The following is a 23,334-nucleotide window of genomic DNA, read 5'->3' as shown; positions in this document are numbered from 1 at the left end:
ACTCGCTGGAGAAACTAATTGAATGGAAACCTTAGATACCCTGACTCTGATTGAGTCTCAAGTTCAATGCCAAGTCTCCACTCGCTGGAGAAACTAATTGAATGGAAACTCCCAAGGGACTAACCTGGTACATTATGAGGTCAATGACAAGGGTCTCCACTCGCTGGAGAAACTAATTGAATGGAAACTTTAGTAATTGTAATTTTGACTCTGGTTTTTTAACCTGTCTCCACTCGCTGGAGAAACTAATTGAATGGAAACTCTATTAATTTAAACATATCCTTGAGAACTGTAAAAGTCTCCACTCGCTGGAGAAACTAATTGAATGGAAACCTTGGTTCCCTTGCAAAAACAGCCGATTTTTAAATTATTCTAAGTTAAATCAGCCGCTCACTACCAAGCGAGTTTTTAGCTTCAGCAGCCAATCCGTTTCCACTCGCTAGAGAAAAAATATAAATAATATCATGTCCCAATAAATAGACATCTCCAGAAATTAAATATGCGTTACCTGAAACCCTTGTAGAGACGCGAAATTTCGCGTCTCTACATTCATTGTCGTAGATGTCTATTATTGGAGAGGTCTAATAGTTATGATTCCCACAGTCATTGCACCCCACCCCCAGCCCCTCCCCTTACTAAGGGGAGGGGAGACGAAGCGTAGCTTTGGCGGGGTGAGGTTCTTGGAGTTTAGTAAGTAATCAAGCGGACATGATATCATCCCCAACCCTGAATCCCAAATCTGGGATTCGGGGAGCCAGAATTTCAAACTCCCTCTCCCAGATTTGGGAGAGGGATTTAGGGAGAGGGTGAAAACTACGGTTCTCAACTTAGATAAAGTTTAATAAACAAAAAAATATTTAAATAACTACGACCTAACTTACTCAAAGCCTTACCAGGAGAGAATTAAGCTAAAAATTGTTGCCAATCATCAATATCAAATTTTACTGGACGATCGCCAATATAACTTTATACAATCTAAACCGGACACTATAAAAGGAAACAAACCTGTGTCGGAAGCATATTGGCAAGCAAAAATCTGGGGATTACTTCATGACCCTGTGCTAAAAGCGCTACACAACAATAGTGGACGTGGTGAAAATAGCTTCTGGCAAGAATTAGAAGTAATGCAAGACTGGCGGGACAAGAATTCTAATCCAGAGACATCTGGACGCAAAATTTTAGAACACATCCACCAAGCTGATTATATTGCCTCAGCAAGCGATCGCGGTGCTATTGGTAGTGTAACCGCAAGTATCAATTATGCTCCGGGTAACAACCGAGAACAAGGTCTAGAAATATCTCACCTGCTATCTGGAGAAAAACGTAATTTTAAAATTAAGCAGCATTCAGAAATGCTGGCGACAAATCGGAAAAATTACTTAACCTCAATAGAACAAAAGTTACTAGAAGCCATACCACAAGAGTTGAGAACTAACCCAGAAAAAATTAAGGGTTTATTTTGGTGGCTGTGGCGTTGTTTACCAGCAGCTACTTGTAGTGAATTTGGTGATGAATCTTTGATGCTGATGCCGGCTGAAACCCGCTTACCAGATAGTTCTATTTGGAGTCATGGTAGTATTACATCAGCATTGGCTGGCGCTTTAGCCGGATATGACCTAACAAGCACAGAGATTAAAAACTGGCCAGCTAACAAAACTTTATCTCATCCTTATTTAGCCAGCTTCACGTTTACGCCTGTACAAGAACTCATCAAAGCTAGCCGCAAAATGCGAGACTTTTGGGCAGGTTCTTGGTTATTGCACTATCTCTCTGCTAAAGTCTGTTGGCAACTTGCCCAAAAATACGGCCCCGACTGCTTTCTTTATCCCAGCCTCTACCAACAACCATTAATTGACTATTGGTTATTAAAAGAATTTCCTGAATTTGATAATGATAAATGGATAAAAAAACCTGAAGCTAATTCACTTTTAACGGCGGGATTTCCTAACGTATTGGTGTTAGTGCTGCCAAAAGATAAAGTCCAAGCTGCGATGCAACTAGCCAAACAAACACTTTTACAAGAGTGGGCAAAAATTGGTGATTTGGTTTTTGATGAATTACAAACTCAGCGTCATTGGATGCCAGATTTGCAAGCAAACAGCAGCACTTGGAAAGGTTGGTTAGAATCTCAATGGCAATTTTATTGGACAGCTTTACCCATAGGCACTGAAGGAAAACTTCTCAAAAACGCGGCTATTCCTAAAGAACGAGAGATAGAATTTTTAGAGTGGCTAAATGCTCAAAATAAAGCTTATATAACTAACCAAAAGCAAAACCTATTTCAAGACAATGAAATAAATTTTCTCCGAGAAGCATATCAAAAAAGTTGGGAAAAACAAAAATTTAGCGTAAACGTTGGTTCTTGGTGGGCATCGATTTTTGACGCTAATAGACATAGTTTGGCAGCAGTTAAAAACGCCCGTAATTGGGAACTACCTACAGCTTTTGGCCCGCGTTCTACCATTTCTGGTATTGGCCCAGTGGTGCATCCCGGCGACGATTGGATAAGTGAAGGGGAAACCAAAAAGTATTGGCAACAACGCATAGGTTTGTTTGATGGTAGGGAACAACTAAATGCTACAGAGACAGTTAAGCGATGTTTGCATAAAATCCTCCCGAAATTACTCAAACTCTCAGAAGATAAAATTGCTGTTTCTTATCCAGATTTGACATCAGGAGTAGCAGGTTATTTAAAAAATGCTGGTTCTGAAGAATTAAAAATATTTAATAAAAGTTGTGCCGCAGTAAAAACTTGTCTGGATGATCGAGGACACAAATTAACTTTTGTTCATGAAAAATGGGGTATACCTTGGATTGAACAAAATAAAAATATTGAATTTAAACAATTTCATCCCCGATTATTAAATTTAGGGTGGCTAGTTGAAGATTTAGAAATAGCACCCGAATTAATCAATGATTATCGGCAAGATATTGCAAAAATTATTAATAAATATTATCCTAGCAATAACCCTGCTGATTGGTATGTATTAGCGGCGGGTGATGGTGATGGGATGAGTGAATGGTTGCAGGGGATAAAATTAGAAAAATATCGAGATTATATTCCTTCAAAATTATCAGTATCTTTAGAAAGCTTTCAGAACTTTTTAGATGTTAAAAAACGTATGGGGCCATCAACACATAATGCCCTCAGTCGTGCTTTGTTAGATTTTTCTAATCAATTAGTACCTTTTTTGACAGAACAGCGTTATGCTGGACGCTTGATTTATGCAGGTGGAGATGATGTTTTAGCCTACACCAATCTTTGGGAATGGGATAACTGGTTATGGGATATCCGCGAATGTTTTAAAGGAGATAAAGATCCTCAAGGGGAATTTGATAACAATGGCGATTATTGGACTGCTTTAGAAACACATACAAAAATAGCGAAAAGACCATTATTTACGATGGGGAAAAATGCAAGTATTAGTTTTGGTATAGTTATTGTGCATCATTCAGTACCACTAGCGATCGCTTTAGAAAACCTCTGGGAAGCTGAAAAAAAGGCGAAGGAACACAAATCATCTGACGGGACACCGAAGGATGCGGTACAAGTGCGGGTGTTATATGGTAATGGCAACACCTTACAAGCAACAACAAAGTTTCAAGTCTTTGATAAGTGGCGAAAACTCATCTCTATAAATGTGGGAGATAGCGCCATTTTTGAACAAGCCGCTACACTTTGGAATCAACATCCGATACCAATTGTTGAGGCGATCGCACCTTGGACAAAAGCATTTTGCGATCGCCGCGATCAATTTCAAGGTGACGAACTAGCAAAAACACAGTTTCAGCAAAACTTAGCCGCATTTTTGGCTGCTGTGTGGCAAGACACCCCACAGTTAAATAGAGACTTGGAAGTGCAAAACTGGCTAAAACTCGCAGCTTTTACAATTCGTAACCGTCAAATCAAGCTGGGGGGTGGTGTGTAATGTTTTGGTATAGTTTAACTCCATTAGATGTGCTGTTATTGCGAGATGCTAAACCCTTTACACCAGGAGAAAGGGCTTGGGCGGGTAGTATATTTCCTCCTAATGGTCATGCGATCGCAGGGGCATTGCGAGGCTTATTATCAGCCAAGCAACACTTCCGTTTACTTGGGCCGTTTCTGTGTCGTCAGACTGACACAGGTACAAAACTTTACTTGCCTCGTCCGTTGGGATTTGTCAAATCAACGCCCCTAATACCTTTAGATTGGGACACTAATTCTCATTTACAACAAGCTTTGCGGGATCAACATCAACCGTGTCCCTTGGTAAAACCTGTAAATCAATCAAATGATGATGACGAAGATTCTGCTGATGCTGGTATCAAATATAAATATCGTCAATATCTGCCTTATGAAGTGATTCAAGAGTATTTGCAAACTGGAGAAATAGCCCAAGAAGATTGGATTATGACAGATGGAAGTCATGAAGATCAACCTTGGACAATAGAGACGCGATCGCACAATGCCATTGAACAAGGAACAAGACAAGTTAAAGATGCCGATGGTTACTTTGTCGAAAATGCAATTCGCCTTCATCCTGGGTGGAGTTTAGCAGTTGGTATAGACACAAATATCGATACTCCAACCAGCTTACGACTAGGAGGAGAAGGACATCGGATAATTTTAGAGCGTTGTGATGAATTAGGCGAACACTGGGCAAGTTTGCAACAACAATCACAAGCTAATTTTGCGCGTGGAGGTAAATCGATAGCTTACTTGGTGACACCAGGTGCTTTTGAACGCACAGATAAATCTCAAGGGAAAGAAAAGGCTATTTGTCGTGCTTATCCTTGGGAATGGAAATTAGCTCATAGTGTTAACGCTAATCAAACACCAGGATGTTTAGTTAGTGTTGCAACTGAAAAACCAGTGGCTATTAGTTGCCGTTTTCGAGAAAAAGTACAGGAGAGTAAAAGTATACCTGCGCCGCAAGTTTTTGCTGCACCTCCTGGTACTTTATATTACCTCAATAAACCACAAATTTTATTTCAATATAATGAACAAACCAAGGTAAACACTTGGAGAAAACTTGGTTATTCAGAATTATTGTGGATTAACTATTTAAAGTAAGCGAGAACAACAATGTCTGATTTTAGAGTGGGTTATATTTATAGTCTTGCTCCAATTCACTGCGGTGGTGAAGGGGACTTAGGCAACATCTTAGAAATAGCCCGCGAAGTGCATACAAATTTTCCTTATGTTCCTGGTTCATCTTTACGAGGCACTCTCCGAGATGAACTTAAACTAATGGATGAAATAGCAGTTAATACTTTGTTCGGTAAAGAATTAGACAAAGAAGGTCAAATGGGAGTGCATCAAGTATGGTTTGGAGACGCACGATTGCTGTGGGTACCAATGCGAACTATGTCGATGAACGATGGTAGAGATGTATTTAGCTGGGTTAGTTGTCACTCATTGATTCGTGACCATGCAATAATTGCACAACAAAATTCTGTAATTTTCCCTAACCAAGCTGTTGGTACTTCTGCGGGTACATATCTTGTCGCTGATGCTCAAATTCAGGTTGCTAAAATGTCTGATGAGCAAAAACAAGCCACAGCATTAGCTGGAACTTGGCCAAATTCTCTCAAAAGTTCTGTTAAACCAACTTGGGAAAATAATCGGATTATTTTACCCGATGCTGATTTTCAGGTATTGATGGAACACTCGTTATGGACTCAAATTCGTAACAAAATTCAAGATGAAACCAAGGGAGTTAATCAAGCAGGTTCGGCTGAAGTTTTTTGGACGGATGTGTGCATTCCTAGAGATACGATTTTCTATTTCTCTTGGGGTTACAGTCTGTTGAAAGAAAAACCTGTAACGTCAGAACAACATGACTTATTAATGAACGTTTTACAAGGACTTTTTCAAGTTGGCGGTCAAGCGAATGTAGGGCGTGGTTGGGTTCAAGGCTGGACAAATAATGCTGAATCACCTTCTCAAATAAAAGTTAGAGTATAGAGGATAAAATTATGCCTGATGAATTAAGAAAACCCAATCTTAAAAAATCGATAACAACGGTAAATTCAATTACGCCACCAACTCGACCAGCCAATCAACCAGCCAATGTTGATAGTGTTTTTAGCAGCACCCAAGTATTACCAGAACAAATGAGTTTGGTGGCTCATAAACATATTCAGACCTACTTAGAAAATCAACATCAACAAAAGTTGGATAAAAACGACATGACCGCCGTCTTGCGTTTGTCGCAACATCTGCGAGTATTTGGGTTGTTGTCTGCGGTTGGCTATGTCAACCAATCCAACGCTCAAGGTGGTGAAGTGCGAGAGCGTACTGTTCCAGTTTGGGAATCGCTACTAGGTCAGATGATAAATCAAGCCAACCCTCCACAACGGGAACAGCTGATGGAACAAGTAGTACAAATGACCAGAAACCAGCCACAACTATATATGGCTACTTGGCGTAGGTCTTTGATATTAGCCAATCACTGGAATTTCTGGGCAAGAGCCTATCAGGAGGATTAATGTATAGTGGTAATCGATTGATTGAATTGTTGGAGTTACAACATCAACAGCGATCGCAATCTGGTTTATTTAAAAAAGATACTTTTACCATCCAGTGGCGTGCTAAAGTTGGTTCTTTTCCTCACCCAGACGTAGAAACTATTGTCTCTGCTGGCGAACCTTGTGGCGCATGGCAACCTAAACAAGGACGACCTGAAGATAAACGTAATGTTAATGAAAATTGGGAACGTTTGCGAGTTTTACCCCTCAATGGCTATATTCCCGGAGCTTCTATACGAGGATTGGTGAGAGCCTGGGCAAAAAAACGCCCTGAAATTTTACCCAGAATGTATGAACTTTTGGGGTATCAAAACAACGACACAATCACTGCTGGTAAAATTGAATTTCTGGATGCTTGGCCTGATGAACCAACAAAACTAACTTTAGATATTGTCAATCCTCAGCAAGAATTTCAAGTTTATCATCAAGGGCAAAGCAAGCCTTTGTCTTTGTACACTCTAGGCGATGGTGAAGATGATATTCCTGTAACAGTAGCCATTCGTGGCATTCCTGGCCGTGCTACCGATGCTGAAGTTAGTGAAGTTTGGGAATGGGTGCAGCAAGCACTGAGTTTATATGGTGTTGGTAGTCGAACCGCTTCTGGATATGGAACGCTTAAGTTTTCCAATTCCTTCAAGCTCACTTCTGACCCTAATTATGGAGTTAAGCAATTTGATTTCAGTCTTTACAGTCAAGGTAACGCTGGGCCAAATATCCGAACAATGGAATTGCGCCCTTCCCATTGGCGAGGTTGGCTCAGGTCTTGGATTTTACGGTTTTTGCTGGGAGTAATGTCTCAAAAAGATGCTGAAAAAACAGTTGGTGAACTGCTAGGAACCTTGGAACCAGAAAGCCGTAAAGGTTTTGTGCGCTTGCAGATGTTGAAGGGTTCAGCTTGGGGCGATCGCTCTACCGATCAACCAAACTTCTACGCCTGGAAAGGCAAAGTACAAATTAGCGCCCCCAACGACATCTTAAATAAAATTATTCTGCCGATTATCCGATTTGCAGTTATGGTTGGCGGTGTAGGGCGTGGTTGGCGCAGACCATTGCACATATTCCACATGAACAATGGTAACGCAGCTGCACGCGGAACGCTTTTGACTTTAACTCACAAATTGAGAAATCAAACCACACAGCAATGGGAAACCAAACTCTATAGTTTACCTCTAGATGCCGCAGCATGGACAAAAGCTTATGATAATTGGCTGTCAGCAGTTCAAAGCCAATGGTCTGATAGAGTCACAGCAGAAAACCATAACATCAGTGCAGAGGTTTTTTCACCTAGTACCTGTGCAATCTATGCTGTTCCTGGCCCAGATAAAGAACCGATAGAACGCCGTGAACCTTGCTGGCAAAGGATGCAAAATGCAGAAGCAAGTCGCGGTGACGGGATGTATTTAATTTATCAAGAGAAGTCACCACGAAATTATAAGCGTAATCCTGATATTGGTGGAAATGCAGGTGCAGGTAATGCTCATTGCTCTTGGGTAAGTATCAAACGGGTGAATATTCCCAATAAACAGGAAGAAACAGACTGTCAAGAGATTATTTGTCTATTTATGGGAGGACAAACACCAAATTCTAACCATCTGCGATCGCATTTTCTTCGTGATTTAAACAAGATGACTGGTGCTGTGCATCTATTTGGTGTCCAGTCTGCATCTGAAAATTAGTCGTGCGATCGCAATCATAGCCAAAACTAAACTCAAATCTTCCCCCTATGAAAATCATATCAACTGAATCTAATCGCGTAGATACGTTAATTATCACTGTCGGTACTCGACAAATAGGTTGGCGTTCCAAAGATGGTATAATTCGCTCTTTTGGTGCAGATGGCAATATTGGTTATCCTCTTCATGTCAACCAACTTTATCAAGAACTAGGGATAGAACGGGGTATATACAAAGATGGAGATAAAACCTATCCTTGGAGTGGTAAAGATTTAGGGAAACGCTATTATGAATACTGCAAAGAATGGCTAGGTGGTGATTTTAATCAAGTTGAATTACTGTTAGATAAAACCGTCATTGAAGCAGGTATTAAACAAGGATTAAAACATATCATTCTCTGGGTAACTGACCAACCAGAAGCGGTTTCTTGGTCTTATCGTCGTCTTGATACTCTATGGATAGCCGAATTAATGGCAGGTAAAATTAAAAGTTTGTTTCCTGATGTTAGAGTTGATATTCATGCACCTAAAATTAATGCTAATGATAGTGATGCTATTCGTCAAGAATTAGAACAGTTAGTTTTAAAAGAAGCTGTAAATGCCTTTTACCCTATTAAAAATGAACAATTTGTACTATGGATACAAACTAAAGGTTGTACTCCTGTAATAGCATCAAATGTAGAAATTTGTGCGGCGGCTTTAGTGCGTCAATATCAAGTATTTAATGCTAGTCCTGATGAACCACCAGAATTTTTTACTAAATTAGAAAATGGGTTATTAACTGCTAATCATTCCCAAAGTTTTAAACTAATTTCAATGGCAGAATATTTCTGGTCATTAGAACGTCTACGCATTAAGTCTGCTTGGGAAAGAGGCGATTTTTCAGAAGCACAAATTTGGTTAGTAGTTCATCAACACCGTCATCCAGTTTTATATAAATTAGCTGGGTTTTTAGCAAAATACAGTAATTGGGAATCTAATGATGATTTTTTCCGCAAATTAGTAAAATGGCTAGATAATGATGATGTTATTAAGGTAATTGATTCTGCACAAATCGAAATTTGGAAAACCCAACTACAAAAAATGCAAGATGATAAAATCATTAACCTATGGGAATCAGCAATTATTTTAGAACTATCCCTGAAACGAGAGAACTACACTACTGCATTTATTCAGTTTGTACAACTTTTAGAAAAGTTATTATATATTAAATCAACAGCACAAGATTGGATTGCTAAAGGTTGGATAGTAAATAGAAGAAATGATGAGCCAACACTGGATGAATTAATTAAAGGTTGGTGTTTGTATAAAAATTTAAACAGAGATAACAAATGGTCAAAGTTAGTATTTAACATTAAAAAAAAGCGTAATAAAATTATTCATGAAAGCGAATCTATCACCTTGAAAAACATTAGTTATATCTGGGCTAATAATGACTTTCCTGTGAAAATGCCAGAAACACCAGAAATCATTAACAACTTGATGATAGATGTATTCAAAGAAATTATTACACCTCCCAATTTTGATCAACTGCTGATGCGATCGCTTTATCAATGGGGACTAAACCATCTTAAAGATGCTATTTAAGGCTTGGACTTAAAGATGCTGCTATCTATCATCACTATAGCTTTTTGCGATCAAATGAGGTACATCATAGCAAGCAAGGAGCTTGCTCTTAGGGGGTTGAGGGTGGGGTTCTTGTATCTCACCAGACTGGAAAACGCTATATCACCAATTGTTCAGCCAGTCCTGTATCAACTTACTCAAGTACTTGAAATAGTGCGTTCCTTTTTAAAAGCTAGCTAATTGAAAAATAAGAATGTTGAGTTTTAGCGCTTATGACATCTTTTCAAGAACCTTATCAGTCATCTTAATTTGATTTTTTCCTATATTACGTTTCAGTAAAAAAATACCCGCATCATGTGCTTGTTGACCACCATCACTAAAGCAAGCATCCTCAATAATGACTGGTTCAATACCACGCTCAAAAGAGTCAATTGCTATCTTAAAAATACAGCTATCAGTTTCAACTCCACAAAGATATATTTTGCTGATTTTATTAAGATAAATAAAACTCGAAAAGTTCTCTGTAAATGCAGAGTAATAAGGTTTATCAAAAATATTATTATTTATATATGGCTGAAGTTCATCAATAATGCTCGTTTCTGGTTCATGCATCAACCTTGACCAATTAATTAGTTTGACATAATTACTATCAGCAGTATTGATAAATCTTGTGAATTCAACTAGTTTACCAGCCGCTAAAAAATGCTCAATTAGTTTAATTACAGTAGGAATAATATGTCTGCATTTCTCCGACATAAACCCGTTTTGCATATCTATTGCAAGAAGTATTTCGCTCATTTGTGCGATAATTTATTAAAATGGTAAGTTGATTTACGCCGCGTTGTACTAGTGTAATATCAAATCCGGTTAATCATATCAAATCTGGTAAGCGACTTCCAATTTAAAAAATACTCAATTACTCTTGTGGGGTGGGCGACACGAGAGCCCATAGCCAAAGGCGCTCATGTTGCCCACCCCACAAGATTGAATAATTTATTTACTGGAAGTTCCTAAGTAAGTCGGTGAGAATAAATCAAACTAGGTTAAGTAATGTAAAAAATCTTGAGATTAGGTCTTAGTTAGCGGATCGAGCCGCTCATAAGAAGATTAAAGTCCTGACTACAAACCTTCTACCGCAGAAATTCAAGGCTAGCGATCGCTCTCTTATGGGCGGCGTAGTCCATCGCCTCCTTAATCGCCTTAATATCTCCAACAAAAGTGCTGTGGCGAATGGCTGTTGATATACAGCAGATTGCTGCCGATGTTTTTTTAATAAACGGTAAAAACTTACCTTACCAAAGTACTTACTTTTTTTGAGGCTATTTTATACTTTTTTCATACTGTCTTAATAATTCTTGTTTTTAAAGGACTGGAACTTCATACTATAAAATAGACTTTACGTCTTCATTATTATTTGGAAAAAAATATAAGTTTGCTTCATCATCTCTTAAATTAAAAATCCTTGTTCCTACTCATGTATTAACAGATTAAGTGATTGATATTAGAGAAGTAGTTGCTCAATCGAACTTGTCTAATATTATGAATAAAAAATGGGCTGTTAAACGACTTACAATCAATCTCACATCTAGTGAAGCAGAGAGACTGGAAAAATACTGCTCAATGACTGGCAGACCAGCAACTGATGTAATTCGGGAATTAATTCGCTCTGTGCCAACTGAAGAAACACAAAATGCCAATTAGCAATTCATCAAATGCTAAGTGAATCGATCTTCGTTGTGTTGGTATTAATGCTTATACTCCAGTTACCAACGCATTTTTAAAAAAGCTACTGCTAAGACCAAATTCAACACTAGTAATAGCTCAAAGCGATTCAGCGATAATTATGCGTATACAAAAGGCTGGCAAAGATTTTTAGCTGGTATTAAACCGCATATAAAACAAAGCCCTGGTAAAATCCAGGGCTTTTTAAATTGAAAACTCGATTCAGGTGCTGGTAAAACCACATAACTCAGCAGTCCATATAAGCCGAATAAACCAACTAACGTTTTTTCTATCCAAGTAAGTAATACAAACACACACTTGACATCACATTGTAATAGATTTGTCAATGTGAGATGCAATATTGAGTTTAGTAATCTACAGAATGAAGGCAGGGTCTACCTGCCTTTTACTAATAATCTTCTCACAGAAAAAAGGGTGCGGAATGGAGGTTCTAAGCTAATGAGGTAATGGAGCGATCGCTATAACTCCTGCCCCAACGGTAACTGGTTGCCCGACCTGTTTATAGAGCAAGCTTTCTAAAATCACACCATTATTGTTGGCTGTAAGAGTTTTATTCGGCTGACGCAGAGACTCATAAAAGCCTTATACCACTGTTATTTGCCTTTAATAACGGCAGTACCGTACATTTTTCCATTTTTTTTTGGTCAGGCGCTTGACTTGCCAATGTTTCCAAACGTCTGTGGAGAGCGATCGCAATTCAGAACGCACAAGTGGCTATTTTTTCCACCAGATTTCCTAGTTTACAACGCTGAGGTAGCTTGGGAAGGAGATATTGCTAATTTCTTCCGCTGTCGCCTTGCTGCTAACTTAGGACGAGAGCGACTTACAGCAATTTGACAACGCCTATACCTATCAAACGCGTTGTACGCTAAAGGTTTCATCAAATATAGAGGCATTAGGCTATAGCTTCAGTAATATCCAAAATCAAAAAACCGGAAAAAATGCCTATAGTGGTAATTCCTTGATAGGGCAGTTGCGGGTCAAATTTTAGTAGTTACTCATAAGGCTTAAAAATGAAAGTACCATTACCCGATAACGAAACACAGCGAATCGAATCTCTTTTGGAGTATAAAATCCTTGATACTCCAAAAGAAGCTGCCTTTGACGACCTTACCCGTTTAGCCTCATATATTTGTAAAACTCCCATTGCCTTAATCAGTTTAATTGATAGCGATCGCCAGTGGTTCAAGTCAAAAGTTGGTTTGGGTGCGCTACAAACACCCCGAAATGTGGCATTCTGCGCCCATGCTATTATGCAACCTGAGGTTTTTGTTGTCCATGATGCAACAGTTGACGAAAGGTTTGCTGCAAACCCTCTAGTCACCTCTGACCCGAATATTCGGTTTTATGCTGGTGTACCCCTGACTAACCCTGAAGGATATGCGCTAGGAACACTTTGTGTAATTGACCGTGTACCAAGAAATCTCTCTCCAGAACAAGTTGAAGCATTACGAATTCTAGGTCGCCAGGTAATCAAGCAACTAGAAATGCGGCGCACTTTAGCAAGTATGGTATTGGCGAGTGATACACGCAAACAGGCACAGAAGGCAAGAAGCAAACAATTTTTAAAAAAGATTGCTGGAGGGTTTGGGTTGGCGTTGGCAATTTTAGTCCTGATTGGCACGCTCTCGTATCAGAGTACGGCAGTGTTGATTCATACAAGTAAAAATTTGCTTAACACCCAAGTTACAATCAACAGCTTGCAAGAACTACTGTCTACCATAAAAGATGCTGAAACGGGACAACGCGGTTATATACTCACTAAACAGGATGTGTATCTAAAACCATATCAAATAGCACTTGCGAAACTTGCTCCAGAAATTAAGACTCTAAGAAAATTAACAGCAGATGATTCTAAGCAACTGCATCAACTCAATACCCTTGAACCCCTGATTAGAGAAAAACTGGACGAACTGAAAAAGACTATCGACTTGCGCCAGAATATAGGGTTAGATGCGGCATTGGAGGTCATAAAGACAAATCAGGGAAATAACTTAATGAGTGATATCCGCAATATCATTCGTGAGATGGAAAACAAAGAGAGAAAGAAGCTTGAGCAGCAGTTAAAAATCACAGAAATAAGTACTCACAATACGATTGTGAGACAGGCGATCGCTATTTGCCTAAGTTTTCTGATTTTGACTACAGTCTACTACTTTATTTATCGTGAGGGAAAAGAGCGGAAATTAACAGAGGAAACACTAAAACAAGAACGCAATTTTATCTCAGCAGTTCTTGATACAACCAGCGCTTTGGTAATAGTTCTTGACTCTAAAGGGCAAATCGTTCGCTTCAATCAAGCTTGTGAACAAACAACAGGTTACTCATTTGATGAGGTAAAAGGAAGGCATTTCTGGAACCTGTTTCTACTTCCTGAAGAGATGGAGCCGGTTAAAGCATTTTTTCAGCAATTAGGATTTGGTGAAAGTCCTAAAGAATACGAAAACTATTGGCTAACTAAGGATGGGAGCCGGCGGCTGATTGCCTGGACAAACACTACCTTGCAAGACTATAAGGGCGAGGTTGAATACATTGTTGCCACAGGTATTGACATCAGCGATGTTTCCGAAGAACTTCGTTTACGTAAGCTAACCGAACAACATCTCAAAGCAGAGTATGCTACAACCCGCGTCTTAGCAGAGTCAACTTCAATCAACGAAGCTATGCCCCAAATTCTGCAAGGAATTTGCGAAAGTTTGGGATGGGATTTGAGTGAATTTTGGATAGTAGATCAGCAAGTAAATCTACTGTTTTTGCTAAACACATGGTATAAATTTTCTGATAAGATGCAAGAATTTGACATCTTAAGTCGGCAGACTACGTTTGCACCAGGAATTGGGCTGCCTGGTCGTGTCTGGGCTGGTGTTGAACCTGTTTGGATCGCTGATGTCGTTAAAGATGGATATTTCGTCCGCTCTGAAATCGCTGCTCAAGCAGAACTGCACGGAGCTTTCGGTTTTCCGATCCGTAGTAGGAAAAAAATTCTCGGTGTCATTACCTGCTTTAGCCATGAAATCCAGCAACCTGATTTAGATTTCGCCACAGTCATGAATTCTATTGGTGAGCAAGTAGGGCAGTTTATTGAACGCAAGCAAGCAGAAGAAGAACTTCAACGCCAAAATTTGCGATCGCGACTATTTACTGAAATCACCCTCAAGATTCGTCAATCTTTGCAAATCAAAGAAATTCTCCAAATCACTGTTACCGAAGTACAAAAAATTCTCCATAGCGATCGAGTTTTGATTTATCAACCTTTGGCAGATGGCTTTGGAGCCACTATCGTTGAGGCAGTAGTTTCTGGGTGGCTGGCAATCAAAGATAAAGAGCTAGTCGATGCTTACTTTCAAGCAGAATATACACAGCAATATTATCTACAGCAATATCGTCAAAAACGGAATCTGGAGCTTGCTGATTTGGATCTAGCCGAAGTCCAAAAAAGCCAGATGGAATTACTGCAACAATTTGGGGTAAAGTCCAATTTGGTGATACCGATTCTTGTCAAAGAAGAACTCTGCGGTTTGCTGATTGTCCATCAGTGCGGCAGTTCTCGCCAATGGTCTAGCTTTGAAACTCATCTTTTACGCCAAATAGCCGATCAAGTAGGTATTGCCTTAGCCCAAGCCCAAATGTTAAACGCAGAAACTCAACAGCGACGAGAACTCGAAATTGCCCGTCATCAAGCTGAATTAGCTTCTAAAACCAAAAGTGCTTTTTTGGCGAACATGAGCCATGAAATCCGAACTCCAATGAATGCTGTGTTGGGCATGACAGGCTTAATGTTAGAAACTCCTTTAAACTCGGAACAACTGGATTTTATTGAAACAATTCGCATTAGTGGAGACGCTCTCTTAAGCCTAATCAACGAAATTTTGGATCTATCCAAACTTGAGGCTGGAGAAATGGCACTAGAAACTTTAGATTTTGACTTATCTACCTGTGTGGAAGAGGTGTTGGAATTATTGGCTCACCCAGCCCATAGTAAAGGATTAGAAATTGCCGCGTTAATCTATCCCAATGTCCCCACCTATCTACAAGGTGATGCTGGCCGCTTGCGGCAAATTCTCATGAATCTGATCAGCAATGCGATCAAGTTCACTAGTAATGGAGAGGTAGTATTAAGAGCAGAATTGCGATCGCAAAACTCGACTACAGCCACTATTTATTTTGCCATCACAGATACTGGTCTTGGTATTAGCTCTGAAGATCAATGCAAACTGTTTACGCCATTTACCCAAGTAGATGCTTCCACTACCCGTAAATATGGCGGCACAGGTTTGGGATTAGCCATCTGCAAGCAACTGGTAAGCTTAATGGGAGGAGATATTGGTGTGGAAAGCCAGTTGGGCAAAGGATCTAAGTTTTGGTTTGAAGTAACTTTTGCCAAACAACTTCACCCTATTTCCTCACAAAGCGAACGCGGGCTTGCGACTAATCGGCGCTTGTTAGTAGTGGATGATAATACTACTAATCGCAAAATCATCTACCATCAAGCGACTCGTTGGGGAATGCAGGTAGATGAGGCTGCTTCGGCTTCTACTGCCCTCGAAGCTATTCAGAAGGCTGCCAAAGAGAAGAATTTATATGATGTTGCTGTAATTAATATGCAGATGCCAGAAATAGATGGCATGAGTTTAGGAGAACAAATTAAGGCAAATTCAGCGATCGCTAGTCTACCTTTGATTATGCTTACTTCTAGTAATCAAAGGGATGAAATCCAACGAGCGCTAGAAATAGGATTTGCGGCTTATTTGGTTAAACCTATTAAAGCTTCCCGACTCCTCGATACCATCATGACTATTTTAGGAAAGCAGATGGAACAAGAGGAGTCAGAATTCAGGAGTCAGGAGTTAAAAGTCAAAAATTACGATAATAATAGGAATTATTATTGTCGTCTCCCTGACTTTCCTAAACTTAGAATTCTCTTAGCTGAAGATAATTTGGTAAATCAGAAAGTTGCCCTCAAGCAACTCCAAAGCCTGGGTTATAGCGCTGATGTCGCTGGTAATGGCAAAGAAGCCTTGCAGCTATTAGAAAGAATTCCTTACGATTTAATTCTGATGGATTGCCAAATGCCAGTTCTCGACGGTTTAGAAGCCACAAAAGAAATTCATCGTTGGCAAGAAAGTAGCTTTGTCGGTGGTCGTCGTCCTGTAGTAATTGCGATGACCGCTAATGCCATGAAAGAAGATCAACAAATGTGCCTAGATGCCGGAATGGACGATTATCTCAGCAAGCCGGTAATCAAAGAAAAATTGGCTGCGGCGCTAGAGCGTTGGGGAGTTCTGATAGTCAAGGCAAAAGAAACAGATGTTTTGGAGCAGACGGTTTGTACAACAGATGTAGGTTTAGTTGACCTCCCAATTGATTGGAAATGCTTGCATCAACTCTCAGAAAACAACCCAGAATTTGAATTGGAACTATTACAAATATTTGTTGACGATATTCAACCTCGTTTAGAGGTCATTAAAATAGCGATCGCAACCCATGACTTTGAGCAATTAGCGCTCGAAACCCATCAAATTAAAGGTACTAGTGCTAATATTGGAGCTACAACCATGCATCTAGCAGCAGAAAAACTAGAACAACTAGCGATCAATCAAGAGCGCCGAGGTAGTACTAACTTCATCTCAGAGTTAGAAGAGTTTGTTCAACGCATCCAGGAATTTTTAATCGCAACTCTTAATTCTTAACTCTTGGCTGCTAACTCCTGTTGTCACTTTAATAATATTTACTAATAAATAAACAGTAACGATGATTTACTGTCCGCTCATAACTCAACTTGTCAGCAATCGCGGACATGATTTTTAAACCACGACCGCGCTCTTGCTCATTCTTCTCAAATTCAGATGTATGTTGCAGTTGCTGCTCTAAGTCAAAGGGTTCACCTTGACACCAAATGCGAATTTCTATGTATTCATTTAATCGCACAGCTTCTATTTCGATAGGAGTTTCAATAGGTAAGTTTCTGTGAGCATGTTCCACTATGTTAGTAAACCCTTCCATCATCAAGGTTTGACATTCCCACCAAATTTTTTTATCGAGGATAGGTGGTTGATTAATCTGCTCGAACCAAGAAAATACTTGAGGTGACGCTGTAAGGTCTGTGTTGACTTTTAGAGAAATTTTATTTTTCACTTGTTAACCAATAAAATATTTTAAAATTATCATATTCGGTAATTAATTTAATTTGAGTAATTTTACTATACATTCCAAACTAAATTGCATATAACTTTAATTAAAGCAATTTCTGAGCTTTCATTTTACTTAGCAAAATTTAATTTATGTTTAAAATTCTGGTGATTGATGATGACCCGATAGTGCGAACAGTATTGAAAAAAACACTCCAAAATCAGGGTTATGATATCAGTGTCGCCAAAAATGGCAAGGAAGGAATTATACAAGCACAATTACTACGTCCGGCTCTGATTATCTGTGACTGGATGATGTCTCAGCTAGATGGGTTAGAAGTGTGTCGTCGAATTAGGACAGATCGAGAATTAGCAACTACTTTTTTTATTCTATTGACTGCTAAAGGAGCCGCTCAAGGAGAGGTGGAAGATAGAGTTAAGGGACTTGATGCTGGAGCAGATGAGTTTATCTCTAAACCAATAGATATGAATGAATTGAAAGCACGGGTAAGAGCAGGGTTAAGATTACACCAGCTAAATCAGGATTTACAAAGTCAAAAAGAAGCTTTGGAGATACTAAATCAAGATTTACAAACCCAAAAGCAAATTTTAGAAGCAGAATTAGCTGAGGCCGCTGATTATGTGCGATCGCTTCTACCCTTACCACTTGTAGGAGCAGTAACTACAGAAAATCTGTTTATTCCCTCAGCACAGCTAGGGGGTGATTGCTTTGACCATCATTGGATCGACGAGGATAATTTGGTAATTTATTTGTTAGATGTATCAGGTCATGGGGTGGGTTCAGCCCTCCTATCTGTATCTGTGCTGAATGTTTTGCGATCGCAATCTCTACCGAATACTAATTTTTGTCAACCCAGTGAAGTCTTAAAAGCGCTCAATCACGCCTTCCAAATGACGAAGCACGGTGATAAGTATTTCACAATCTGGTATGGAGTTTATCACCGCCTTAAACGTCAACTCATTTATGCTAACGCCGGACATCCACCAGCTTTATTGTTATCTAATACCTCTACAATAAGCATCAAAGTTAAACAGCTAAGTTCTTTAGATTTACCAATTGGCTTTTTACCTGATGTCAAATTTGAGGATGCTGTTTTTGATATCGAAGAAAATAGCACTTTATACATCTTTAGTGATGGTGTTTATGAAATTAATCAGTCAGACGGTAAAATTTGGGGTATTGATGCTTTTATTGACTTCCTAACGAAATATAGCCAAAAAGATACCTGTAACCTAAATGAACTATTAGCAAATATTCTCACCTTAAATGCTCACGATAATCTTGATGATGACTTATCTGTGGTAAAAGTTAACTTTGGCTAAAACAGTCAAATGTGCATCTTCAAATTTTGTATTGTCTAGCTGATTACTGTCTTGCCAATACTTGACGATTGAATTCATCTTGGTCAGCAAAGGTTTGAAAGATTCTATCCATTTTAGTCAGTTCAAATAACATCCTGACTTGCTCGCTTATAGAACAGACAAAAAATTTTTTATTAGCAGTTCGCACCATTTGCATTGCTGATACTAAAGCACCTAAACCAGAACTATCGATAAACTTTACTTCTTTCATATCAATTAACAAAATATCGGCTCCATTTGCTAGAACGCCGCTAATTTCCCGACGCAGTTCATTACCTCTAATCCCATCTAAAATTCCAGATAATTCTAGCACGCTTACACTCATATTCATGGTTTCTTCCTATTATGTGGCTTAAGATTATGTATATTTTGGCATCGACCTAAGCAAACGGCAATAGATAAAGCAATACTTTTGTGCTTTATAAGTCAATACAGTTCAGTTAAGCAATTTTTCCTTCTCTCTCTTCTCTCTTCTCTCTGTGTCCTCTGCGCCTCTGTGGTTCGTTAAAAAAAAGAGTCCTAGCCTTAACTGAACCGTATTGCTTTATAAGTAGCTAGACAAGATAAAACCAAACTATGTAACGAAAAGCAAAATCTCTGTATTTGGCTCGTAGTTGCGCTGTATTCGCTAAAACGCTACGAGCCAGTGATGATTATTTGCACACACTTACTTATGCAATTAGCTATATTTGATTGCTTGGTAGCTATTATTTGCTATTGCAGTAAAAAACCTACCATTCACACATTGCCGAGAAACTTAAAAACCTTCAAGATAAACATCTTTTTGTCCTAACTTCTCTTGCCCAAAAATAAGATAAAACTAGTATGGACTCAAGTTGCATAAATGCTTTATTTAGAGCTGATTCATAACAACCGATAGCTGCAACTTTTTCCTCAATTACAGGAGAGCATCCCGTCAGGTGTAAAAACCTTGATAGCCCTCATCCCCTAACCCCATCATCTGGGATTCGGGGAACTAAAATTATCTCTCCCCTCTCCCATAGGATGGGAGAGGGGCTGGAGGTGAGGGAAAGCGAATTGGTCTCATTATCCGAGCCATTGCGGATTCTTAGCTGTACTGTCAAAATGGCTACTCGTTTTAAACAATTCATACTGTCCTTGAGCAGCAGCTTGGGCAGTTCGTGCTAGGAGTGCGGCCATCTGTTGTTGACTCATCGGTTGAAAGGTACGTACAGCTTCTAATGCTTGGTCGAGAATTGGTAGACTATCAATACCTGTAATTACCACTGAAGTTGGTAAGTTCATAACATAGTGAAGACACTCGATTGGATTAACAGTGTTACTCTTAAGAATAAATTTCCCGCCCATTGGCTTCATGCTTAAAACACCAATTTTCTCCTTTAACGCTACAGGTAGAACTAAGTGTTGAAAACTCCGAAAATGCGCGTCCATAACGTTTAGTGGCATTAGCAGTGTATCGAAATGAAAGTTGTTTTGGGCTGCAATTTCCAACATCCGAAGATGAACTAAAGGATCTTTGTGTCCGGTAAAACCGATGTAACGAACTTTCCCAGCTTTTTGTGCCGCTAGCATTGCTGACAATGCCCCACCAGGAGCAAAGATTCGATCTGGGTCTTCCATACGAATAACTTCATGGAATTGCATTAAATCTACATGATCTGTCTGTAAGCGCCTCAGAGACTCGTCAATTTGTTTAGCCGCAGCATCCTTAGTGCGACCATCAACTTTAGTCATCAGAAACACCTTTTGACGATAACCGTTACGCAGTGCCTTCCCCATACGGATTTCACTGACTCCGTTGTTATAATCCCAACTATTATCCATAAAAGTGATGCCGCGATCTATGGCACTGCGGATAATTTTGATACTCTCTTGCTCATCTTTTTGTTGCCCAATGTGAGAGCCACCTACCCCGATGATGGAGACTTTTTCTCCTGTGTGTCCTAGTGTTCGGTAAAGCATTTCACCGCTTTTAGTTGTCTCTGGGGTTGGTAAGGGAGTAGTTGTTGCTGGTAACTGCGCTTGAATGGATTCGTTTCCAGCTACAACAGGTTTGAGTAAAACTTCGCTAGCCGCTAAACCTGCGCCTAAACCCGAAGCCGCTTTGAGAAAATTTCGTCTTTTGATATCCATCTGTTTTTTCCTTACTACCTATTTCCAGTCACTTGTAAGTGTGCTGAGTAATTCTTTCATTGACTCTACGCCCTACACAAAGCGTTCAATCGCTAACTGAGCGTGATATTTTCCTGGATTGGATTAATTGTTAGCCGATCCTGGCTCAGTCAGTTGGCGGTGCTGTTCTGCATTAACGGTATCCGGCAAAACCTTGCTGATATTGCCCTGAACTTTGGTTTTTAATGAGCCTGCAACGAGGTCATCCTTACCTGCCATCAGAGCCTCAAAGGCTTGTTTAGCAACAATAGCTGGGTCATCCTTCTTGTCCGCACCCACCTTAGTATCATCCATTCCAGCTCGGTGAAAGAAGTTTGTATCCGTTGGCCCAGGCATGAGGGCTGTGACTGTTACACCCGTGTCTTTTAATTCGTTGCGAAGTCCTTCTGAAAATGAGTGAATAAAGGCTTTCGAGGCTGAATACACCACCTCAAATGGCCCAGGCATGAGGGCGGCAATTGACGATGTAAAAAGAATTTTGCCCTTACCGCGATCAACCATATCTTTGACTATTCGTTTGGCGAGATGAACCGATGACACCACATTCAGGTTGATCAGATTCAGTTCCTCCTGCAAGTCAGTCTCAGTGAACTTGCCACCAACCCCAACTCCGGCATTAATGGCGATCGCTTCTACTGGTCTTCCAATGGCTTGAATTTGGCTAATTAGGGTTTCGACTCCATTGTATGTGCTAAGATCCGCCTGCACGGTTTCAACAACAGCACCTAGTTCTTCAAAAGCACCAGCCGCTTCGTTGATGCTAGATCCGGTGGCTGTAACAACCAGATCAAAGCCATTTTGAGCAAACTGTTTAGCGAGTTCATAGCCGATACCACTAGAGGCACCTGTTACAACGGCCAGGGGACGGGTTAATGTCTGATTCATAATCTTCAAAACTTCCTATACATATCAACTGCTTAATGCTTACTTGCGATCGCTGACTGCAAACGGGAGCAATGCGATTACAAGCTTTCAACTTTTACCATCCTACGGAAGCTGTTGTGCGATCGCGTCTTCCTAGTGAAAGATAACAATTGTGTATTTTATAGTCATGAATATAGCGGTTCCCAGATGGGTAATACCAGTTCTGTATGAAGGTGCGCCGAACTATATGAGGAACGAACCGCAAAAAAGAGGCAGCGCGTTGCGGTGAATCCAGCGCTGTAGGCGGGTTTACAAGTCCCCTTCGGGGCGGGAACTCTTAAGAGGAAACTCTTAACTGTGATGAAGAAATTAGCCCCGAAGTAAGGTTTAAAGCCTCGCTCCTTGTGGGCGACAAGATCCTTGTATCTCAAGGTAGGTTGAAACCCCACCCCTAGTGTCGGGCTTAATTTCCCAGTTAAGAGTTGCCCGTTCCCTGTTCCCTTTCATCGCCGTAGGTGACTGGTGAACCCGAAAGGGGGTTCCCCCCGTTGTAGCGACTGCCGTCGCAAAGAGCACAAAGAAAGAAAGAAATAAGAAGTAAAGGAAATTTGGCGCAGCTTCACAAAGAAACGGTATAAGGTACAAAAAATAATTAACCACAGATGAACGCAGATACTCGTAGGGACACGCTAGGGGCGGATTAATTCTTGTTTAGTCCACTAAGCGAGGACTTTCGCTATTAGCCGTCTGACAATTCAGGTTAGGGACTTCCAAATAAAAAAATACTCAACTACTTCTTGTGGGGTAATTTATTTGTTGGAGGTCCCTTATGTGGAAAAACCGCGAAACACCTAACCCCCTAACGCCCTTTCCGACGCTCTAAGGGGGAAAATTCAAAGTCTCTGACGCCACGTGCTTGGCTGTCGGGCTTTGCCGCAAGGGCGCAGTGGCTCCTCCTTAAAGGAAGAGAGAAATAGAAGTGAGGTTTTCCAGATGACCTGAATTGTCAGAGGTTTCTAACCTATGGCGGGTGATGGGTTCAAATGTAAGATTCTGTTAGGTATTTCCACCATTGTAGAATGTTGGCATTGACCACACGTCCGCCTCAGAATAAATTCTGCGGCTCATAGCAAAAGTCATCTAAAGCTGACTGAAATTATAGCGGTTCCTGCTTGAACACTCACTGTTGTTACTATATTGCACCCAACTGAGAACGCTATACCCGGATTTCTCACAAGACCTTAAAAAAGAGGGGTCAAAAACTGCCAAAATGTATATTGCAAAACAATCCCAGCAGCTTTATTGTATGAC

At 40.0% G+C, this 23,334-nt stretch carries 15 protein-coding genes, 1 pseudogene and 1 CRISPR repeat array (1 of these 17 only partly in view); of the genes and pseudogenes, 10 read left to right on the top strand and 6 right to left on the bottom strand.

What is annotated here, in order from left to right; translation table 11 throughout:
- Nucleotides 1-333: a CRISPR direct-repeat array (repeat unit 36 nt; unit sequence GTCTCCACTCGCTGGAGAAACTAATTGAATGGAAAC); it reaches 1,036 nt to the left of the window's first position.
- Between the two features lie 674 nt (nucleotides 334-1,007).
- The 6 genes from cas10 to V7K32_RS27730 are packed head-to-tail and all read left to right on the top strand — an operon-like array spanning nucleotide 1,008 to nucleotide 9,772.
- The gene (gene cas10 / locus V7K32_RS27755) at nucleotides 1,008-3,929 is read left to right on the top strand and encodes a type III-B CRISPR-associated protein Cas10/Cmr2 (protein ID WP_334998022.1); all 2,922 of its coding nucleotides are present in this window, start codon (nucleotides 1,008-1,010) and stop codon (nucleotides 3,927-3,929) included.
- Entirely contained in the window at nucleotides 3,929-5,056 is a 1,128-nt protein-coding gene (locus V7K32_RS27750; protein WP_334998020.1) for a type III-B CRISPR module-associated Cmr3 family protein, read from the top strand. Before cas10 ends, V7K32_RS27750 begins: the two co-directional genes overlap by 1 nt.
- Nucleotides 5,057-5,068: 12 nt before the next feature.
- Nucleotides 5,069-5,950 carry a type III-B CRISPR module RAMP protein Cmr4 gene (cmr4, locus tag V7K32_RS27745; RefSeq protein WP_334998018.1) on the top strand — a complete coding sequence of 294 codons (882 nt, stop codon included), beginning with the start codon at nucleotides 5,069-5,071 and terminating at the stop codon, nucleotides 5,948-5,950.
- Between the two features lie 11 nt (nucleotides 5,951-5,961).
- A complete protein-coding gene (locus tag V7K32_RS27740; protein WP_334998016.1) occupies nucleotides 5,962-6,474 on the top strand; it encodes a hypothetical protein in 513 nt (170 codons plus the stop codon).
- On the top strand, nucleotides 6,474-8,189 hold the full coding sequence (locus V7K32_RS27735; protein ID WP_334998014.1) for an RAMP superfamily CRISPR-associated protein: 1,716 nt from the start codon (nucleotides 6,474-6,476) through the stop codon (nucleotides 8,187-8,189). The genes V7K32_RS27740 and V7K32_RS27735 overlap by 1 nt, the downstream gene beginning before the upstream one ends.
- A gap of 47 nt (nucleotides 8,190-8,236) precedes the next feature.
- A complete protein-coding gene (locus V7K32_RS27730; protein WP_334998012.1) occupies nucleotides 8,237-9,772 on the top strand; it encodes a hypothetical protein in 1,536 nt (511 codons plus the stop codon).
- A gap of 249 nt (nucleotides 9,773-10,021) precedes the next feature.
- Here the strand turns inward: V7K32_RS27730 and V7K32_RS27725 are convergent, their stop codons facing one another.
- Nucleotides 10,022-10,549 (bottom strand): isochorismatase family cysteine hydrolase, encoded by a 528-nt coding sequence (locus V7K32_RS27725; protein WP_334998010.1) that lies wholly within the window; start codon nucleotides 10,547-10,549, stop codon nucleotides 10,022-10,024.
- Between the two features lie 741 nt (nucleotides 10,550-11,290).
- On the opposite strand from V7K32_RS27725, the gene V7K32_RS27720 reads away from it, so the two are divergent.
- A complete protein-coding gene (locus tag V7K32_RS27720) occupies nucleotides 11,291-11,452 on the top strand; it encodes a ribbon-helix-helix protein, CopG family (RefSeq protein WP_334998046.1) in 162 nt (53 codons plus the stop codon).
- Between the two features lie 477 nt (nucleotides 11,453-11,929).
- Here V7K32_RS27720 and V7K32_RS27715 read toward each other — a convergent pair.
- A pseudogene (locus V7K32_RS27715) lies at nucleotides 11,930-12,076 on the bottom strand (DUF3131 domain-containing protein); the annotation flags it as partial.
- Nucleotides 12,077-12,157: 81 nt separating this feature from the next.
- On the opposite strand from V7K32_RS27715, the gene V7K32_RS27710 reads away from it, so the two are divergent.
- Nucleotides 12,158-12,331 (top strand): hypothetical protein, encoded by a 174-nt coding sequence (locus V7K32_RS27710; RefSeq protein ID WP_334998008.1) that lies wholly within the window; start codon nucleotides 12,158-12,160, stop codon nucleotides 12,329-12,331.
- 176 nt (nucleotides 12,332-12,507) lie between these two features.
- Nucleotides 12,508-17,184 carry a response regulator gene (locus V7K32_RS27705; protein ID WP_334998006.1) on the top strand — a complete coding sequence of 1,559 codons (4,677 nt, stop codon included), beginning with the start codon at nucleotides 12,508-12,510 and terminating at the stop codon, nucleotides 17,182-17,184.
- Nucleotides 17,185-17,212: 28 nt separating this feature from the next.
- Here V7K32_RS27705 and V7K32_RS27700 read toward each other — a convergent pair whose 3' ends face one another.
- Complete coding sequence (locus tag V7K32_RS27700) at nucleotides 17,213-17,629, bottom strand: ATP-binding protein (RefSeq protein WP_334998004.1); 417 nt, start codon at nucleotides 17,627-17,629, stop codon at nucleotides 17,213-17,215.
- Nucleotides 17,630-17,775: 146 nt separating this feature from the next.
- Between V7K32_RS27700 and V7K32_RS27695 the strand changes: the two genes are divergently transcribed.
- Entirely contained in the window at nucleotides 17,776-18,966 is a 1,191-nt protein-coding gene (locus tag V7K32_RS27695) for a SpoIIE family protein phosphatase (protein WP_334998002.1), read from the top strand.
- Nucleotides 18,967-19,009: 43 nt separating this feature from the next.
- On the opposite strand, the gene V7K32_RS27690 is transcribed toward V7K32_RS27695, so the two are convergent.
- From V7K32_RS27690 to V7K32_RS27680, 3 genes are all read right to left on the bottom strand, one after another.
- Nucleotides 19,010-19,336, bottom strand: a complete 327-nt coding sequence (locus V7K32_RS27690) for an STAS domain-containing protein (protein ID WP_334998000.1) — start codon at nucleotides 19,334-19,336, stop codon at nucleotides 19,010-19,012.
- A 716-nt stretch (nucleotides 19,337-20,052) separates the two neighbouring features.
- A complete protein-coding gene (locus tag V7K32_RS27685; protein WP_334997998.1) occupies nucleotides 20,053-21,120 on the bottom strand; it encodes an aldo/keto reductase in 1,068 nt (355 codons plus the stop codon).
- 123 nt (nucleotides 21,121-21,243) lie between these two features.
- Entirely contained in the window at nucleotides 21,244-22,044 is an 801-nt protein-coding gene (locus V7K32_RS27680) for an SDR family NAD(P)-dependent oxidoreductase (RefSeq protein WP_334997996.1), read from the bottom strand.
- Nucleotides 22,045-23,334: the final 1,290 nt, after the last annotated feature.

Origin of the sequence: Nostoc sp. (genome assembly GCF_036917635.1) — a bacterium.
Lineage (GTDB): Bacteria > Cyanobacteriota > Cyanobacteriia > Cyanobacteriales > Nostocaceae > Nostoc.
Note: the sequence above shows the minus strand (reverse complement) of the source record. Positions and strands in the feature narration are given on the sequence as shown.

Excerpts from the sequence above, each read along its gene's own strand:
- V7K32_RS27750 (WP_334998020.1), top strand. The coding sequence starts at position 3,929 with ATGTTTTGGTATAGTTTAACTCCATTAGATGTGCTGTTATTGCGAGAT.
- cmr4 (WP_334998018.1), top strand. The coding sequence starts at position 5,069 with ATGTCTGATTTTAGAGTGGGTTATATTTATAGTCTTGCTCCAATTCAC.
- V7K32_RS27740 (WP_334998016.1), top strand. The coding sequence starts at position 5,962 with ATGCCTGATGAATTAAGAAAACCCAATCTTAAAAAATCGATAACAACG.
- V7K32_RS27735 (WP_334998014.1), top strand. The coding sequence starts at position 6,474 with ATGTATAGTGGTAATCGATTGATTGAATTGTTGGAGTTACAACATCAA.
- V7K32_RS27730 (WP_334998012.1), top strand. The coding sequence starts at position 8,237 with ATGAAAATCATATCAACTGAATCTAATCGCGTAGATACGTTAATTATC.
- V7K32_RS27725 (WP_334998010.1), bottom strand. The coding sequence starts at position 10,549 with ATGAGCGAAATACTTCTTGCAATAGATATGCAAAACGGGTTTATGTCG.
- V7K32_RS27720 (WP_334998046.1), top strand. The coding sequence starts at position 11,291 with ATGAATAAAAAATGGGCTGTTAAACGACTTACAATCAATCTCACATCT.
- V7K32_RS27710 (WP_334998008.1), top strand. The coding sequence starts at position 12,158 with ATGTTTCCAAACGTCTGTGGAGAGCGATCGCAATTCAGAACGCACAAG.
- V7K32_RS27705 (WP_334998006.1), top strand. The coding sequence starts at position 12,508 with ATGAAAGTACCATTACCCGATAACGAAACACAGCGAATCGAATCTCTT.
- V7K32_RS27695 (WP_334998002.1), top strand. The coding sequence starts at position 17,776 with ATGTTTAAAATTCTGGTGATTGATGATGACCCGATAGTGCGAACAGTA.
- V7K32_RS27690 (WP_334998000.1), bottom strand. The coding sequence starts at position 19,336 with ATGAATATGAGTGTAAGCGTGCTAGAATTATCTGGAATTTTAGATGGG.
- V7K32_RS27685 (WP_334997998.1), bottom strand. The coding sequence starts at position 21,120 with ATGGATATCAAAAGACGAAATTTTCTCAAAGCGGCTTCGGGTTTAGGC.
- V7K32_RS27680 (WP_334997996.1), bottom strand. The coding sequence starts at position 22,044 with ATGAATCAGACATTAACCCGTCCCCTGGCCGTTGTAACAGGTGCCTCT.